Genomic DNA, 16,665 nt, shown 5'->3' with positions numbered 1-16,665 from the left:
TGTGGACCGCCGCCCGGCGGGAGGTGCTGCCATGGCGGCGGACGAGAGCACGACGCAGGACACCCACGAGACGGCCGAGGGGTCGACGACCCCCGTGGAGGCGACGGAGGAGGAGACCGCGGCGGAGGTCGCCGAGTCCCCCGCGGGGGAGGCCGCCGAGGCCACGGCCGCCCCGGACGTCCGGTTCGACCCCACCAACCCCTTCGCGGTGCCGGAGGGGCTGCTGCCCCTGATCGAGGCGGAGACGGTGGAGCGCCGGCGGCGCCGCCCCGCCGCGGACCCGGTGCCGGAGGGCGCCGCCGACGACGCGCACGCGGACGACGAGGACGACGAGGACCGCCCCGCGGTCTCGCGTCGCCGTCGCCGTCGCCGCCGCGGCACCGTGGACATGGAGCTCGCCGGCGGCGAGGACGGCGACCCCGAGGACACCGTCACCCGCGTGCGCGCCCCTCGCCGGGCCCTGAGCACCGGCCCGGAGGCCGTGCAGGGCGTCAAGGGCTCCACCCGCCTCGAGGCCAAGCGCCAGCGGCGCCGCGAGTCCCGCTCGGGCGGGCGTCGCCGCACCGTCATCACGGAGGCCGAGTTCCTGGCCCGCCGCGAGTCGGTGGATCGGAAGATGCTGGTCCGCCAGCGCGAGCACCGCATCCAGATCGCGGTCCTGGAGGACGGCGTGCTCGCGGAGCACTTCGTCTCCAACACCACGCAGGACTCGATGATCGGCAACGTCTACCTTGGCAAGGTGCAGAACGTGCTGCCGTCCATGGAGGCCGCGTTCGTGGACATCGGCCGCGGCCGCAACGCCGTGCTCTACGCGGGCGAGGTGGACTGGGACGCCGCCCAGCTGGACGGCAAGGCCAAGAAGATCGAGAACGCCCTGAAGTCCGGCGACACCGTCCTGGTGCAGGTGACCAAGGACCCGGTCGGCCACAAGGGCGCCCGTCTGACCAGCCAGATCTCCCTGCCGGGCCGCTACCTCGTGTACGTGCCGGGCGGGACCATGACGGGCATCTCCCGCAAGCTGCCGGACGTGGAGCGCGCCCGCCTGAAGAAGATCCTCAAGGACCACCTGCCGCAGGACGCCGGCGTGATCGTGCGCACCGCAGCCGAGGGCACCTCGGAGCAGGAGCTGCAGAACGACATCAACCGCCTGCGCGTGCAGTGGGAGGGCATCCAGGAGAAGGCGTCCTCCACGAAGACGCTGGCCCCCGAGCTGCTCTACGCCGAGCCGGACCTGACCATCAAGACGGTCCGCGACGTCTTCAACGAGGACTTCTCCGCCATGCTCGTCCAGGGCGAGGCCACCTGGGACAGCATCGAGGCGTATGTGACCTACGTGGCGCCGCACCTGCTGGACCGCCTGCACCACTGGGTTCCGGAGGACCACGACGGCGAGGACCTCTACGCCACGCACCGCGTGGACGAGCAGCTGCACAAGGCCCTCGAGCGCAAGGTCTACCTGCCCTCCGGCGGCTCCCTGGTGATCGACCGCACCGAGGCCATGACCGTGGTGGACGTGAACACCGGGAAGTTCACCGGCTCCGGCGGCAACCTCGAGGAGACCGTCACCAAGAACAACCTGGAGGCGGCCGAGGAGGTCGTGCGCCAGCTGCGCCTGCGGGACATCGGCGGCATCATCGTCATCGACTTCATCGACATGGTGCTGGAGTCCAACCAGGACCTCGTGCTGCGCCGCCTGGTCGAGTGCCTGGGCCGGGACCGGACCAAGCACCAGGTCGCCGAGGTGACCTCGCTCGGCCTGGTCCAGATGACCCGTAAGCGCATGGGCACCGGCCTCGTGGAGGTCTTCTCCGAGGTCTGCGAGCACTGCGGGGGCCGCGGCATCCTCATCCAGGACACCCCCGTGGAGCGGAACAGGTGGGGCCACGAGCACCGCGCCGAGCCGGAGGCCCGCCGGCGGAACAAGCGCCGCCGCGGGACCGAGTCCGGCGAGGGCGGCTCCGCCGAGCCGACCGCAGCGGAGCTCACCGAGGAGGAGCGCCTGCGCGCCGAGCGCGCCGCCGCCGCGCGCACCGCCCTGATGTCCATCGCCAAGGCCTCCGGCAAGGCCGCGGACGAGGAGCCCTCGGAGGACGCCGCCCCGCGGGCCGAGGACGCGCCGGAGGAGGCGGCGGACGAGGTGCGCCCGTCTCCCGCGGGCGACGCCGAGGAGCAGGGCGAGTCCGAGTCCGGCGGCCGTCGCCGCAAGCGCCGGGGCCGTCGTCGCGGCCGCGGGCGCGGTGGGGACGACGCGGCCCGGAGTGCGGAGGAGCAGGACGCCCCGGCCGAGCACCCCGCGGAGGCCGCCGGCGAGCCCGCGCCGGCGGAGGCCGGGGCGCCCGACCCGGCCGAGACTGCGACGGAGGACGCCGACGCCGACTCCGCGTCGGACGCTCCGGCCGCCCAGGCCGAGGCGGACGAGGACGGTCGTTCCGGCGGCCGCCGCCGGTCCCGTCGGCGGGGCGGCCGCCGCGCCGAGTCCCCGAAGGGCTCCGGCGCGCCGGCGTCCGCTCCGGAGGCCTCCGTCGAGGCCGAGCAGGACCCGGAGGAGCCGGCGGGTGCGGCCGAGGCCGAGGAGGCCCTCGCCGCGGAGGAGGCCCCGGCCTCGCCGGAGCCCGCCGCCGTGGTCACCTTCGACGGCGAGCCGGTGGCCGTGCCGCGCCGCCGACGCTCCCGACGGGCCACCAGCGACGGTGTGAGTGCCCCGCGTCCCTCCGGCATGGACGCCCTGGAGGCGGCCGTCGACCGGCGCGCCGAGGACGCCGCCGCGGCGGCACAGCGCTCGCCGGCGACCCCGGCCGCCACGCCGACGGCGGCTCCGGAGCCCGCCCCGGCCCCGGTGGCGGGGGAGGGGCCCGCCGCCGCCGCGCCCCGCCGGCGGTCGCGCCGGGCGGTGTCCGCGGACGGCGCCACGGTGCAGGTGCAGGAGGGCGCCGCCGCCGGCGGCGGCCGCTTCACCGCCCAGGCCGCGCAGGCGGCCCCGGCCGGGGAGACCGCGGCCCCGGTCATGCTCGGGGTGGGCGTCAAGGCCGCGGACATCGTCCGCGGGGAGTGAGCCCGCGCGTCGCCCCGCCCGCGCCGGCGGGGCGACGCGCCGACGGGCCCGCGTTTGGCCCCCGGTGGGGGCACCGAGTATGATGGACACTCGGTGTTCACCCCGCATGCTCCCGCATGTCCCCGAGAGGGACCCGCCGGACCCGGACGCGAAGCGGTCGAGGTGCGGGCGAGTGGAACCGGAACACGTAACCATGCAACGTCGAGAGAAGTGAGTCCACAGTGGTGTACGCGATTGTCCGCGCTGGCGGCCGCCAGGAGAAGGTCTCCGTCGGTGACCTCGTTACCCTTGACCGCGTCCCCGCTGAGGAGGGCGGCTCCGTCGAGCTCCCCGCTCTGATGCTGGTGGACGGGGACAAGGTCAAGGCCGGCGCCGACGCCGCCGACGTGAAGGTGACGGCCGAGGTCGTCTCCCACTCCCGCGGCAAGAAGATCGTCATCGTCAAGTACAAGAACAAGACCGGCTACAAGAAGCGCCAGGGCCACCGCTCGGAGCTCTCCACGGTCAAGATCACCGGGATCGCCTGAGTCGCTGACGCGACCGGCAGACCCCGCAGCTCCCAGAAAGACAGGCAACAGCAATGGCACACAAGAAGGCCGGCAGTTCCTCGAAGAACGGCCGCGACTCCAACCCGCAGTACCTCGGCGTCAAGCGCTTCGGCGGCCAGGACGTCAACGCCGGCGAGATCCTCATCCGCCAGCGCGGCACCAAGTTCCACCCGGGCCACAACGTGGGCCGCGGCAAGGACGACACCCTGTTCGCCCTCTCGGCGGGCACCGTGTCCTTCGGCCAGCGCCGCGGCCGCAAGGTCGTGGACATCGTCGCCGCCGGCGAGTGACCTGCTCGCTCCCGGCATGAGCGCCGGCGCCGCCCCCGTCCAGGAGGCGGCCCGCGCCGCATGACGCCCCGGCGGGGGCGGGTCGCTGCACTCCAGCACCCGCCCCCGCCGTCGTCGTCCCACCCTTCTCCCTCCCCGCCCCGTCCGGTTCCCTTCCGTCAGGAGTCCCCCATGGCCGCCTTCGTGGACCGCGTGGTCCTGCACCTCACCGCCGGCAACGGCGGGCACGGCTGCGTGTCCGTCAAGCGCGAGAAGTTCAAGCCCCTCGGCGGTCCCGATGGCGGCAACGGCGGCAACGGCGGGGACATCACCCTGGTCGTGGACCACCAGACCACCACCCTGCTGAACTACCACCACGCCCCGCATCGCAGCGCGGACAACGGCCAGCCCGGCATGGGCGACCACCGCGCCGGCCGCCACGGCGAGGACGTGGTGTTGCCCGTGCCGGCCGGCACCGTGGTCAAGGACGCGGACGGCAACATCCTGGCCGACCTCGTGGGGGAGGGGGCCTCCTTCGTGGCCGCGGCCGGCGGCCAGGGCGGACTCGGCAACGCGGCGCTGTCCTCCGTGAAGCGCAAGGCGCCCGGCTTCGCACTCCTCGGCCTGCCGGGTGAGGAGCGCGAGCTCATCCTCGAGGTCAAGTCCGTCGCGGACATCGCCCTCGTGGGCTACCCCTCGGCGGGCAAGTCCTCGCTCATCGCGGCGATCTCGGCGGCCCGCCCGAAGGTGGCCGACTACCCGTTCACCACGCTCGTCCCGAACCTGGGGGTCGTCCAGGCCGGCGACGTGCGCTTCACCGTCGCGGACGTGCCCGGGCTCATCCCCGGGGCCTCCGAGGGCAAGGGCCTGGGCCTCGAGTTCCTGCGCCACGTGGAGCGCTGCGCGGCGCTGGTGCACGTGCTGGACTGCGCCACCCTGGACCCGGAGCGGGACCCCCTCTCGGACTTCGAGGCCATCGAGGCCGAGCTCGAGGCCTATGCCGTGGAGCCGGTCTTCTCCCAGGGCGGGGCCGGCGTCGTGCCGCTGAACGAGCGCCCCCGCCTGGTCGCCCTGAACAAGACGGACCTGCCGGACGGCCGGGAGATGGCGGACCTGGTCCGCGCCCAGCTCGAGGAGCGCGGCCTGCGCGTGTTCGACATCTCCGCCCTCGCCCACGACGGCCTCGAGTCCCTGAAGTTCGCCATGGCGGGCCTCGTGGAGGAGGCGCGCGCACGCGAGCCCGAGCCCGAGGAGGCTCCGGTCGTGGAGGTGCCGCGGCGCCGTCGTCGCGGGGACCAGGCCGACTTCACCGTGCGCCGCGAGGAGCGGAACCTGGAGCCGCTGTTCCGGATCCGCGGCGACAAGCCGGAGAAGTGGGTCGCGCAGACGGACTTCCAGAACGACGAGGCCATCGGCTACCTGGCGGACCGCCTGCAGCGCGCCGGCGTCGAGGACGCGCTGTTCAAGGCGGGCGCCCGCCCCGGCGACGCCGTGGTGATCGGCGACGACGCCACGGGCGTCGTCTTCGACTGGGAGCCCACGCTTTCCGCGGGCGCCGAGCTGCTCGCCGGCCCGCGCGGCTCGGACCTGCGCCTCGAGGAGCGCACCCGCGCCACGCGCGCGGAGAAGCGCGCCGAGCAGGACCAGCGCCGCGCCGCCCGCGCGGCCACCCGCGCGGAGATGGAGGCCGAGCGCCGCTCCGGGCTCTGGACCGGCGACCCCGTGGAGGAGGAGGAGCTGGACTGATGGCCCGCCGCCCGAGCACCGTGCACCGCCACGCCACCCCGTCCTCGCGCGGCGCGGAGGACCCCAAGGCCAACCCGGTCCACACCCGCGCGGACATCGGGGCCGCGCGCCGCGTCGTGATCAAGGTGGGCTCGTCCTCCCTGACCACGGGCACGGGCCTGAACACGGACGCGATCGACGCGCTCGTCGAGCTGGTGGCCCGGCTGCGCGGGCGCGGCACGCAGGTGGTGCTGGTCTCCTCCGGCGCCATCGCCGCCGGCTTCCCGGCGCTGGGGCTGAGCCGGCGCCCGAAGGACACCGCCACGCAGCAGGCCGCCGCCGCGGTGGGGCAGAACCGACTGGTGGCCTACTACTCGCAGTCGTTCGCCCGGTTCGACACCACCGTGGCGCAGGTGCTGCTCACCGCCGAGGAGCTCATGCGCCGCGGCCAGTACATCAACGCCCACCGCGCGCTGGCGCGGCTGCTCACGCTGGACGTGCTGCCGATCGTCAACGAGAACGACGCCGTGGCCACGCGCGAGATCCGGTTCGGCGACAACGACCGCCTCGCGGCGCTGACCGCGAACCTCGTGAAGGCCGACCTGCTGGTCCTGCTGTCCGACGTCGACGCGCTCTACACCGGGCACCCCTCGCGGCCGGGCTCCCGGCGGATCGACACGGTCACGGCGGAGACCGACCTGGGCGGGGTGGACGTGCGCACCCCGGGCAGCGCCGGCGTGGGCACGGGCGGCATGGTCACCAAGGTGGACGCCGCCGGGATCGCCGCCACGACCGGCATCCCCACGCTGCTCACCTCGGCGGCGCTGGCCTCCGCCGCCCTCGACGGTGAGGACGTCGGCACCTGGTTCTCCGCGGCGGGGCGACGCCGGACCGCCCGCGCGGCCTGGCTGGGCCTCACGGCGCAGGTCCGGGGCCGCCTCACCATCGACGACGGCGCGGTGGCCGGGGCGATCGACCGCGGCCGGTCCCTCCTCGCGGCCGGCATCACGGCCGCGGAGGGCGACTTCACCGCGGGCGACGTGGTGGAGATCGCCGACGCGCAGGGGACGGTCCTGGCTCGCGGCCTGGCCGCCTATTCCTCGTCGCAGCTGCCGCGGATGCTCGGGCGCCAGACCGCCCAGCTGAAGGAGGAGATCGGTGCCGGCTACGACGGCGTGGTCGTCCACGCGGACGACTGGGTCCGGCTGGCGCCCACGCACTCGGCGTTCCGCTGAGCGGATGCCCCTGGGGTCGATGCCGCCGCCTGGCTACAGTGGGGGGATGACCACCGAGCACACCGAGACCGAGCCCGCCGAGCGCGTCCAGCAGACGCCCACCCCCGAACAGGGGGCGTCGGCGGACGGGCGCCCGGGTGCGGACGTCGTGGCCGAGGTGCGGTCCCGCTCGGCGCGTGCCCGAGCGGCCGCCCCCGAGCTGGCCCGGGCCGGGCGCGAGCGCAAGGACGCCCTCCTGCGCGCGATGGCGGACGCCGTGCGCGCCGCCGCCGCGTCGATCCTCTCGGCCAACGCCGAGGACCTCGCCCGCGGTGAGGAGAACGGCACCTCGGCCGCCATGCTGGACCGCCTGCGCCTCGACGAGCCCCGCCTCGAGTCTCTGGCCGTCGCCCTCGAGGACCTGGCCTCCCTGCCGGATCCGGTGGGCGCCGTCGTCCGCGGCGGGGACCTGCCGAACGGGATCCACATGCAGCAGGTGCGCGTGCCGCTCGGCGTGGTGGGCGCCGTCTACGAGGCCCGCCCGAACGTCACCGTGGACATCGCCGGCATCGCCCTGAAGTCCGGTAACGCCGTCCTCCTGCGCGGCGGCTCCGCGGCGGAGCACACGAACGCGGTCCTCATCCAGGTGCTGCGGGAGGCGCTGCGCGACCAGGGCTTCGAGTCCGACCTGGTGCAGGGGATCGACGACCTCGGCCGCCCCGGCGTGGCCGCGCTGATGTCCACGCGCGGCGCCGTCGACGTGCTGATCCCGCGCGGCGGCCGCGAGCTGATCCAGCGCGTCGTCGCCGAGGCCCGCGTGCCGGTCATCGAGACGGGCGAGGGCAACGTGCACCTGTTCATCGACGCGAGCGCACCCGCGGACATGGCCGTGGACATCGCGCTCAACGCGAAGACCCACCGCACGTCCGTGTGCAACGCGGCCGAGACCCTGCTCCTGCACAAGGACGCCGAGCGCGCCGGCCGCGAGGTGCTGCGCGCCCTCACCCGCGCCGGGGTCCTGCTCCACGTGGACGAGGCCTCCCGCGCCCGGCTCCCCTCCCCGGCGGACTGCGGCCAGGACGCCCGGGAGCCGCAGGCCGCGTCCGACGAGGACTGGGGCCGGGAGTACCTGGACATGGAGATGGCCGTGCGCACCGTGGACTCCATCGACGAGGCCATGGAGCACGTCCGCCGCTGGTCCACCGGCCACACCGAGGCCATCGTCACCAACGACCTCGCGAACGCGGACCGCTGGGTCTCCGAGGTGGACGCCGCGGCCGTGATCGTCAACGCCTCCACGCGCTTCACCGACGGCGGTCAGCTCGGCCTGGGCGCCGAGGTGGGCATCTCCACCCAGCGCATGCACGCCCGGGGGCCCATGGGCCTCGAGGAGCTGACCACCACCAAGTGGGTCCTGCGCGGCGCGGGGCAGGTCCGCCGCTGACGCACGCCCCGGCCCGCGGCCCCCACCGGCTAGGATGGCCGGGAGCCCACGGGCCGGGACCTCGTCCCAGCCCCCGCACCGACGCCCCCGAGGAGCACCCCATGCTGAACTCCGCCCTGGTCCTGGCCGCCGCCGAGGAGGGCCACCACGTCGTCAATGAGCTGCCGATCCCGCCGGTCTGGTTCGGCATCATCGTGTTCCTGCTCCTGATGGCGGGCCTCCTGGCGATCCTGTCCATGCGCTCCGTGGGCCTGCGCCACGCCGAGCCCACCACCGCCGTGCAGCACCACGGCACCCACGGCACCGGCTCCCACAGCGCCGGGCACTGACGTCGCACGCGGGAAGGGCCGTGCCCCCACGGCCGACCCCGCGTCCTGACGCGCCGTCGATGACGTCCGCCACCCGCGACCCCGCCCCGCCCCCCACGTCCCGCCGTCACCGGCTGGGCGTCATGGGCGGCACCTTCGACCCCATCCACCACGGGCACCTCGTCGCCGCGAGCGAGGTCGCCGCGGAGTTCGGCCTGGACGAGGTCGTCTTCGTCCCGACCGGGCAGCCCTGGCAGAAGTCGGACACACGCGTCAGCCCGGCCGAGCACCGGTACCTCATGACGGTGATCGCCACGGCGTCCAACCCGCGCTTCACCGTGTCCCGCGTGGACATCGAGCGCCCGGGCAACACCTACACGGTGGACACGCTGCGGGACATCCGGGCGAAGCGCCCGGACTCCGAGCTGTTCTTCATCACCGGCGCCGACGCGCTGAACCAGATCCTCACGTGGAAGGACGTCGAGGAGCTCTGGGACCTGGCGCACTTCGTGGGCGTCACCCGGCCCGGCTACCAGCTGGAGGACTACGGGCTGAGCGAGGACATCTCCCTCATGGAGATCCCCGCGATGGCCATCTCCTCCACGGACTGCCGCCGCCGCGTGGAGCGGGGCCGGCCCGTCTGGTACCTGGTCCCGGACGGCGTCGTGCAGTACATCAACAAGCACCACCTCTACACCCCGGAGGGAGACCGGCCATGACAACGCCCCACGAGTCCCACCGCCCGGACCCGGACGAGGAGCTGCTGCGCGCCGTCCTCGCCGAGGAGGAGGCGGCCCTCACGGAGGAGCATGGGCGGCGCGATCCCATCAGCCCGGCCGCGCGCACGCGCCTGCGTGGCGGCACGGCGGGGGCCCCGGTGCCCCAGGACCGTCCCTCGGTGGAGGACGTGTACGGCCCCGTCGATCGCCCGTCGGTCGGCCTGCCGGGCGACGCGACCGCGGACGGCTCCGTGACCGGCGCCCCCGGCGCGGCATCGGTCCCCGCTGCGGGGGACGGTTCGCCGGAGGTCTTCATCGGGGCCGACGCCGAGACGCCCGCCGACGTCCAGGCCGGCCGCCGAGGAGCCCGGCCACAGCGCCCTGGCCCAGGGGCTGCCGCGCACCGGGCCGGACACCGCGGAGCTGCGGGCCGTCGCGGAGTCGTCCCCGTGGGGCCGCCTCCACTTGCCCGAGACCACGGGGACCGAGAGCATCGTCCCGTCGGCCGGCCGCCAGTGGGCCGCCGGGGAGACGCCCGCCGCGGCCGAGACCTCGGCGGACGCGGCGCCATCGCACTCACCCGCTGAGCCCTCTGAACCGCTGATCTCCGGGGCCGCGCCCGCGGCCCCTTCCGCGCCGGCCTCCGCCGTCGCGGTCCGCACGCCGCCAAGGAGCACCGTGACCGTTCCCCAGACCACCCTCGACGCCCTGCAGGTGGCCGCCGCCGCGGCCGCGGAGAAGGTCGCCACGCACATCGTGGCGGTCGACGTCGCCGAGCGCCTCGGCCTGACCGACGCCTTCCTGATCGCCTCCGGCGCCTCCGAGCGCCAGGTCAACGCGATTGTGGACGGCATCGAGGAGGACCTGCTCGTGAAGGAGCAGCTGAAGCCCCTGCGCCGCGAGGGCCGCTCGGACGGCCACTGGGTGCTGCTGGACTACGGGCACTTCGTGGTGCACGTGCAGCACCGCGAGGACCGCGAGTTCTACGCCCTGGACCGGCTCTGGAAGGACAGCCCGGCCATCGACCTGGGCCTGCCGGAGGAGGCCACGCGCCCCGACGACGCCCTCGACGCCGCCGCGCAGGACTGATCCGCCGTGAGGCTGGTGCTGCTGCGGCACGGGGAGACCGACTGGAACGCCCTGGACCGGTACCAGGGCCGCACCGACGTCCCTTTGAACGCACTGGGGGAGCGGCAGGCCGCCGCCGCGGCGGCCGGTCCCGTGGGGGAGCTGCTGCGCTCGGCGGAGGACCTCGTGGCCGTGTCCTCCCCGCTGATCCGAGCCCGGCGCACCGCGGAGATCGTCCTCGAGGACGCCGTGGGCGCCGTCGAGCTCGCCGTGGATCCCCGGCTCGTGGAGCTGGGCGGCGGCGAGTGGGAGGGCCTGGACTTCACCGAGATCGGGGCGCGTTGGCCCCATGAGCACCACGCCTGGCGCACCGTGCCGGACCTCGACGGAGGACCCGTGGGCGGCGAGGTGCTGCGGGCCGGCGGCGAGCGCGTGCTGGCCGCGGCCGCCGCGCACGTCCCGGAGGACTGGTCCACGCCGCGTCCGGCGCGGGTGCCCGACGCCCGCACCCTCCTGATCGTGGCCCACGGCGCAGTGATCCGCGCCGCCGCCGGCCTCGCGCTCGCCCTCGAGGGCGCCGACTTCGCGCACCTGGCGCGGGTCTCGAACGCCCGGGCCGTGATCCTGGACGGGACCTTCGCGGGGGAGGGCCCCGGGGCCTGGAGCCTGCTCGGCTACGACGTCTGACGCGGGCCCGCTGAGCCGCCGGGCATGGCCGAGTTGGTGCTGACGTGCAAGGTGGTGTACGATCGTCGAGTTGCCGAGAGGTGGACGGGCCGGAAACGGACCGTGAACCGCGGTGGCATCCCTCGGGGGTATGGCGCAGTTGGTAGCGCGTCTGCATGGCATGCAGAAGGTCAGGGGTTCGAATCCCCTTACCTCCACGAGCACGGAGGCCCGGTCCGCACGGACCGGGCCTCCGTCGTCTCCGGTGAGACGCCGCCCTGAGGTGATGTGGGACGATCCGCCCCTGGCGGCGACCGGGGAGTGCGGCGGAGCACGGTAGCCTGTGGCAGGCGTCACGGCAGAGATCCGCGCACGACGCGCGGCGACCGGCCGCGTCGTGCGGGGCCGGTCGCCCTCGCACCCGCGCCGGTCCCCACGGAAACGAGACCCCCGTGATCAACGATCCCGTCCTGGTGCTCGGCGTGGTGGTGGGCCTGGCAGGCCTCCTCATCGCCCTCGAGTCGTACACCGGTTGGAAGGTGTTCAAGTACCTTCCGGCCTTCGTCCTGATGTACCTCGGCTGCGCCGCCCTGAACACCTTCGGCGTCCTCGGCGACGCCGAGGGCTCCCGCGACGCGCTCAAGGCCACCAAGGACCTCCTGCTGCCGTCCATGATCTTCGTCCTGCTGCTCGGCTGCGACCTGCGCCGCATCGCCAAGCTCGGCCCGAAGCTGCTCCTGACATTCTTCGTCACGGTGCTCTCCATCATGGCCGCGTTCTTCCTGGTGTTCGGCCTCTTCCGCAGCCTGCTGGACGGGCAGGCCCTGGATCCCCAGTCCTGGATCCCCATGGCGTCCCTGCTGGCCTCCTGGACCGGCGGCTCCTCCAACATGGTGGCCGTCAACGACATCCTCCAGGGCCCGGAGAACCTGTTCGGATTCGCCCTGATCACGGACACGGTCGTCTACTCGTTCTGGCTGATGCTGATGTTCTCCTCCGTCGCGGTCGCCGGCGCGTTCAACCGCTGGACCAAGGCGGACACCTCCCGGATCGACGAGCACGCGGCGCGCGTCGAGCACGACGACACGCCGATCACCCGCACCTCGCTGGCCGTCCTCGTCTTCGGGTCGATCCTCGTCGGCGCGCTGTCCATCGAGGCCGGCAAGCTGCTCCCCAAGGTCGGCGACGTCATCAACGGCACCGCGTGGACCATCATCATCGTGTCGATTCTCGGCCTCATCGCGGCCCAGACGCCGCTGGGCAAGGTGGCGGGCTCGTCCGAGGTCGGCTCCCTCATGCTGTTCGTCGTGGTGGGGCAGATCGCCTCGGGGTCGGACTTCTCCGGCATCACGCAGGCGCCCGTCTACCTGCTGATGGGCGTCCTCATCGTGCTGGTGCACGGCGCGATCATGGTCGTGTACGCCAAGCTCGCCAAGGCCGACCTCTTCTCGCTGACGGTCGCGTCCACCGCCAACGTGGGCGGCATGGCCTCCGCCCCGGTCGTCGCCGCCGCCTATGACAAGCGCCTCGTCCCCGTGGGCGTCCTCTTCGCCCTCATGGGCCAGCTGATCGGCACGTTCGCCGGGCTCGGCGGCGGTGCCGTCATGAGGCTCTTCGGATGAGTCCCGCCCCCGGTCAGGCCCCCGTGTCGGTGGCGGCCGTGCGCCGGCATCGCCACCGGGCGCCGCTGCTCCACCCCTTCGTGACGGCCGCCCGCCGCACCGAGGCGGTCGAGTACGTGGTCGTGGAGGTCGAGCTCTCAGACGGCACCGTCGGCCAGGGCTCCGCCGCCGAGACCGTCGCGGTGACGGGGGAGGACGCGGCGTCCATCGAGACCGCCGTGGACGGGGTCTTCGGCCCCGCTCTCACCGGTGCCACGGGCGGGCTGGACGGCCTGCTGGCCCGCCTGCCCGCCCCGGCCCGGGGTGCCACGAGCGCCCGGTCGGCCGTGGACGTGGCCGTGCACGACGCGGTCGCCCGCGCCGCCGGCGTGCCGCTCACGGCGCTGCTGGCCCCGGCGGGGACCGCGGTGAAGCAGACCCTGGAGAACGACATGACGGTGTCCCTCGAGGACCCGGCCACGATGGCCGCCCGCGCCGCCGAGGCGGTGGCCGCCGGGACCCGGATCCTGAAGATCAAGCTGGGCCGGGACGTCGCGGAGGACCGCCGGCGGCTGCACGCCGTGCTGGAGGCCGCCCCACAGGCCCGCCTGCGCCTGGACGCGAACCAGGGCTGGTCGGTGGAGGACGCGATCGCGATCATCTCCGGCATGGAGGACGAGGGCCTGCCCGTCGACCTCGTGGAGCAGCCCGTCGCGGCCGCCGACGTGGCCGGGCTGGCGCGCGTGCGCGCGGCCGTGACCACGCCGATCATGGCGGACGAGGCCCTGTGGTCCTCGGAGGACGCCCGGCGGCTCATCGAGGCCGGCGCCGCTGACCTGTTCAACGTCAAGCTCGCCAAGACCGGCGGGCTCGCCGACGCCGTGGCCATCGCGGACCTCGCGGCCGAGCACGGCATCGGGTGCATGGTCGGCTCGATGATGGAGCCGCGCATCTCGATCGCCGCGGCGGTGCAGCTCTCCCTGGCCCACCCGGCGGTGACCATGGTGGACCTCGACGCCCCACTCTGGTTCGCCTCGGACGCCCCCGCCGGCGGCTACACCCAGGAGGGGGCGGACCTCCGCCTGCTCCCGGGGGAGGGGCTCGCCCTCGAGCGCCTGGACCCGGGGACCGACCCGGTCTGAGCGCCGCCGATTTGCGCGTGCCGCGGCGGCTCGGATACAGTTCTCGAGTCGCCGCGGCGCCCACGGGTTCCGGGGGGCGCCCGATCTCGGGGGTATGGCGCAGTTGGTAGCGCGTCTGCATGGCATGCAGAAGGTCAGGGGTTCGAATCCCCTTACCTCCACGAGCACGAAGGCCCGGTCCGCACGGACCGGGCCTTCGTCGTCACCCGCCGAAGCACGGAAGGACAGTGACCATGGCCCTGGACGTCGACGCCGTTCGGCAGGACTTCCCGATCCTGCGCAGCACCCTCGCGGACGGCCGTCCGCTCGTCTACCTCGACTCCGGCGCCACGAGCCAGCGGCCGCGGCAGGTGATCGAGGCCGAGGTCGAGTTCCTGACCATCTCCAATGCCGCCGTGAAGCGCGGGGCCCACCAGCTGGCCGAGGCGGCCACGGACCGCTACGAGTCCGCCCGGGAGACCGTCGCCGCGTTCGTCGGCGCCACGGATCCCCGCGAGCTGGTGTTCACGCGGAACGCCACGGAGGCCCTCAACCTCGTGGCCTATGCCCTCGGCAACGGCGACGACGCCACGCCCGAGCACCTGCGCGTGCGGGCGGGCGACGAGATCCTCGTGACGGAGATGGAGCACCACGCGAACCTGGTGCCGTGGCAGGAGCTCGCCCGCCGCACCGGCGCGACGCTCCGCCACATCCCGCTGGGCGAGGACTTCGCCCTCGACCTCGTGGACCTCGGCTCCCTCGTGACCGAGCGGACCAAGGTCGTGGCGTTCACCCACCAGTCCAACGTCACCGGCACGGTGAATCCCGTGGCCACGCTGGGGGAGGCCGCCCGGGCCGTCGGGGCGCTGACGGTGCTGGACGCCTGCCAGTCCGTGCCCCACATGCCGGTGGACGTGGCCGCCCTGGGCGTCGACTTCCTCGCGTTCTCGGGCCACAAGATGCTCGGCCCCACGGGCATCGGGGCGCTCTGGGGACGCTACGAGCTCCTCGCCGAGCTGCCCCCGTTCCTGCTGGGCGGCTCGATGATCGAGGTGGTCCACCTGGACCGCTCGACCTACGCGGAGCCTCCCGCGCGGTTCGAGGCCGGCACCCCGCCGATCTCCCAGGCCGTGGGCCTGGCCGCCGCCTGCGACTACCTCTCCGCCCTCGGCATGGACGCGGTGGCCGAGCACGAGCACGCGCTGACCGCCCGTGCGCTGGAGCACCTGGCCGGCATGGACCGCGTGCGGGTCATCGGCGCCCCGGCCGGCCCCGAGCGCTCCGGGGCGGTGAGCTTCGCCGTGGAGGGGATCCACCCGCACGACGTGGGCCAGGTCCTGGACTCCCTGGGGGTGCAGGTCCGCGTGGGGCACCACTGCGCGTGGCCGCTGCACCGGCGCTACGGGGTGCCGGGCACGACCCGGGCCAGCTTCAGCGTGTACTCCACCCTGGACGAGGTGGACGCGTTCGCGGACGGCCTCGCCCAGACCCTCGCCTTCTTCCAGGGATTCGGCCGATGAACCTCACCAGCCTCTACACCGACCTGGTCTTCGACCACGATCGTCATCCGCGGCATGCGGGGCTGCGCGAGCCCTTCGACGCCGAGGTGCATCACGTGAACCCCACCTGCGGGGACGAGGTCACGCTGCGCGTCCGCCTGACGGGGGAGGGCCCCGACGTCGTCGTGGAGGACGTCTCCTACGAGGCCGCCGGGTGCGCGATGAGCCGGGCCAGCGCCTCGATCATGGCCGAGCTCCTGCACGGGCGGCCGGAGGCCGAGGCCCAGGCGGTCTGGGACCACTTCGACCACGTCATGCACCAGCGCGGCAAGGAAGCCGGGGACGAGGAGCTGATCGGCGACGGCGTCGCCCTCGTGGGGGCCGCGAAGTTCCCCGGCCGGGTCAAGTGCGTGCTGTTGCCCTGGAAGGCCTGGCAGGCGGCGTTCGCACAGGCGCGGGCCGCCCGCCGCTGACCTGCCCGTCCGGGGCGTCCAGGGCGGGGGGGAGGGTCTGGTCTGCACGGCGGTGGACCAGTAGATTCACAGCTGTGACCCGGCTGACACCGTGTCGGCCCGTCGCGTCGTCATCGCCCTGCGCGGCGCGCGGACGCGCCCCGCCCCCATCACGGAGGACACCTTGAAGAAGACCACTCCCCGCCTGGCCGCCGCGGCGGCCGGCGTCGCCCTCATCACCGGCCTCGGTGCCGCCCCCGCCTCGGCCGCCACCTGGACCAGCGCCCACGGCGTGCCCTCGGGCCTGTTCGACACCTCGCTCACCTCCGAGGGCCTGCTCGGCTTCTCTCTGGTGGACAACTTCACCGCCGACCAGGTGAAGGTCGTCGTCACCGCCGCGGACGGCACTCAGACGCCCGTCCCGTTCGAGTTCTATGGGGAGAGCGACGGCGGCGTCGTGCTCCTCGAGGACGTGCGGGCCGCCGCCGGCGGCGCCGACCAGCCGTACACCCTCACCGTCGACGCCGCCGGCCAGGAGGCCTTCGGCCTGACCTACACCCCCGGAGCCGGCTACGAGGACGTCGACGCCGAGGACTTCGTGGCGTTCGAGGACTGGGCCACCGTGTCCACCCGCAGCGTCCCCGTTGACGTCGACGGCTGGCTCTACGAGCCGCTCGCCGTGGACGAGGCCGGCAACGCCGCCTCCGGCGTCGCCGCCGTGGTGACCGTCCAGCCGCAGCACGGCACCGTGACCGTGGGCTCGGGCGCCTACCTGTACACCCCCGCCGAGGGCTTCGAGGGCCTGGACACGTTCACCGTGGTGCTCACCTCCGACGGCATCAAGCGCACCGTGGAGTACTCCGCCTACGTCCAGGACATCGAGGGCGAGCAGGGCACGGCCCCGTCCGTCGACGCACCGGTGGCCCCGGCCGAGCCCGTCGAGGAGCCCGCCCCCACCGAGGAGCCCGCTCCCACGGAC

Annotated in this window: 16 protein-coding genes and 2 tRNA genes; all 18 read left to right on the top strand. The window is 74.1% G+C overall.

The annotated features are described in order from the left end of the window. The first annotated feature begins 31 nt into the window (after positions 1-31). Complete coding sequence (locus MHY29_RS04035) at positions 32-3,052, top strand: Rne/Rng family ribonuclease (RefSeq protein WP_239238330.1); 3,021 nt, start codon at positions 32-34, stop codon at positions 3,050-3,052. A 221-nt stretch (positions 3,053-3,273) separates the two neighbouring features. After that, complete coding sequence (gene rplU / locus MHY29_RS04030; protein ID WP_224355051.1) at positions 3,274-3,579, top strand: 50S ribosomal protein L21; 306 nt, start codon at positions 3,274-3,276, stop codon at positions 3,577-3,579. A 53-nt stretch (positions 3,580-3,632) separates the two neighbouring features. Then, on the top strand, positions 3,633-3,890 hold the full coding sequence (rpmA, locus tag MHY29_RS04025) for a 50S ribosomal protein L27 (protein WP_239238328.1): 258 nt from the start codon (positions 3,633-3,635) through the stop codon (positions 3,888-3,890). A 171-nt stretch (positions 3,891-4,061) separates the two neighbouring features. After that, positions 4,062-5,615, top strand: a complete 1,554-nt coding sequence (obgE, locus tag MHY29_RS04020) for a GTPase ObgE (RefSeq protein ID WP_224355049.1) — start codon at positions 4,062-4,064, stop codon at positions 5,613-5,615. Then, entirely contained in the window at positions 5,615-6,829 is a 1,215-nt protein-coding gene (gene proB / locus MHY29_RS04015) for a glutamate 5-kinase (RefSeq protein WP_224355048.1), read from the top strand. Before obgE ends, proB begins: the two co-directional genes overlap by 1 nt. 46 nt (positions 6,830-6,875) lie before the next feature. Then, positions 6,876-8,252 carry a glutamate-5-semialdehyde dehydrogenase gene (locus tag MHY29_RS04010; RefSeq protein ID WP_239238326.1) on the top strand — a complete coding sequence of 459 codons (1,377 nt, stop codon included), beginning with the start codon at positions 6,876-6,878 and terminating at the stop codon, positions 8,250-8,252. A 101-nt stretch (positions 8,253-8,353) separates the two neighbouring features. Continuing rightward, complete coding sequence (locus MHY29_RS04005; protein WP_224355046.1) at positions 8,354-8,581, top strand: hypothetical protein; 228 nt, start codon at positions 8,354-8,356, stop codon at positions 8,579-8,581. A gap of 59 nt (positions 8,582-8,640) precedes the next feature. Beyond that, the gene (gene nadD, locus MHY29_RS04000) at positions 8,641-9,279 is read left to right on the top strand and encodes a nicotinate-nucleotide adenylyltransferase (RefSeq protein WP_224355045.1); all 639 of its coding nucleotides are present in this window, start codon (positions 8,641-8,643) and stop codon (positions 9,277-9,279) included. Then, positions 9,276-9,866: a hypothetical protein gene (locus tag MHY29_RS03995; RefSeq protein WP_224355044.1), complete on the top strand. Its 591-nt coding sequence runs from the start codon at positions 9,276-9,278 to the stop codon at positions 9,864-9,866. The genes nadD and MHY29_RS03995 overlap by 4 nt, the downstream gene beginning before the upstream one ends. Before the next feature lie 91 nt (positions 9,867-9,957). Continuing rightward, complete coding sequence (gene rsfS, locus MHY29_RS03990; RefSeq protein WP_224355043.1) at positions 9,958-10,368, top strand: ribosome silencing factor; 411 nt, start codon at positions 9,958-9,960, stop codon at positions 10,366-10,368. Between the two features lie 6 nt (positions 10,369-10,374). Next, the gene (locus MHY29_RS03985) at positions 10,375-11,034 is read left to right on the top strand and encodes a histidine phosphatase family protein (RefSeq protein WP_239238324.1); all 660 of its coding nucleotides are present in this window, start codon (positions 10,375-10,377) and stop codon (positions 11,032-11,034) included. 124 nt (positions 11,035-11,158) lie between these two features. Beyond that, positions 11,159-11,231, top strand: a tRNA-Ala gene (locus tag MHY29_RS03980). Between the two features lie 234 nt (positions 11,232-11,465). Then, on the top strand, positions 11,466-12,635 hold the full coding sequence (locus MHY29_RS03975) for a DUF819 domain-containing protein (RefSeq protein WP_224355041.1): 1,170 nt from the start codon (positions 11,466-11,468) through the stop codon (positions 12,633-12,635). Continuing rightward, on the top strand, positions 12,632-13,756 hold the full coding sequence (locus MHY29_RS03970) for a dipeptide epimerase (protein ID WP_224355040.1): 1,125 nt from the start codon (positions 12,632-12,634) through the stop codon (positions 13,754-13,756). The genes MHY29_RS03975 and MHY29_RS03970 overlap by 4 nt, the downstream gene beginning before the upstream one ends. An 88-nt stretch (positions 13,757-13,844) precedes the next feature. Continuing rightward, positions 13,845-13,917, top strand: a tRNA-Ala gene (locus MHY29_RS03965). Positions 13,918-13,989: 72 nt separating this feature from the next. After that, complete coding sequence (locus tag MHY29_RS03960) at positions 13,990-15,255, top strand: aminotransferase class V-fold PLP-dependent enzyme (RefSeq protein ID WP_239238322.1); 1,266 nt, start codon at positions 13,990-13,992, stop codon at positions 15,253-15,255. After that, complete coding sequence (gene sufU / locus MHY29_RS03955) at positions 15,252-15,707, top strand: Fe-S cluster assembly sulfur transfer protein SufU (RefSeq protein WP_224355007.1); 456 nt, start codon at positions 15,252-15,254, stop codon at positions 15,705-15,707. The genes MHY29_RS03960 and sufU overlap by 4 nt, the downstream gene beginning before the upstream one ends. 91 nt (positions 15,708-15,798) lie before the next feature. After that, positions 15,799-16,665, top strand: an 867-nt coding sequence (locus MHY29_RS03950; protein ID WP_239238320.1) for an Ig-like domain-containing protein, incomplete at its 3' end; no start/stop codon positions are given.

Origin of the sequence: Micrococcus sp. ACRRV (genome assembly GCF_022346985.1) — a bacterium.
In the GTDB taxonomy this organism is placed as follows: Bacteria; Actinomycetota; Actinomycetes; order Actinomycetales; family Micrococcaceae; genus Micrococcus; species Micrococcus porci.
The sequence above is the reverse complement of the archived record's forward strand: the minus strand, read 5'-3'. Positions and strand labels throughout refer to the sequence as shown.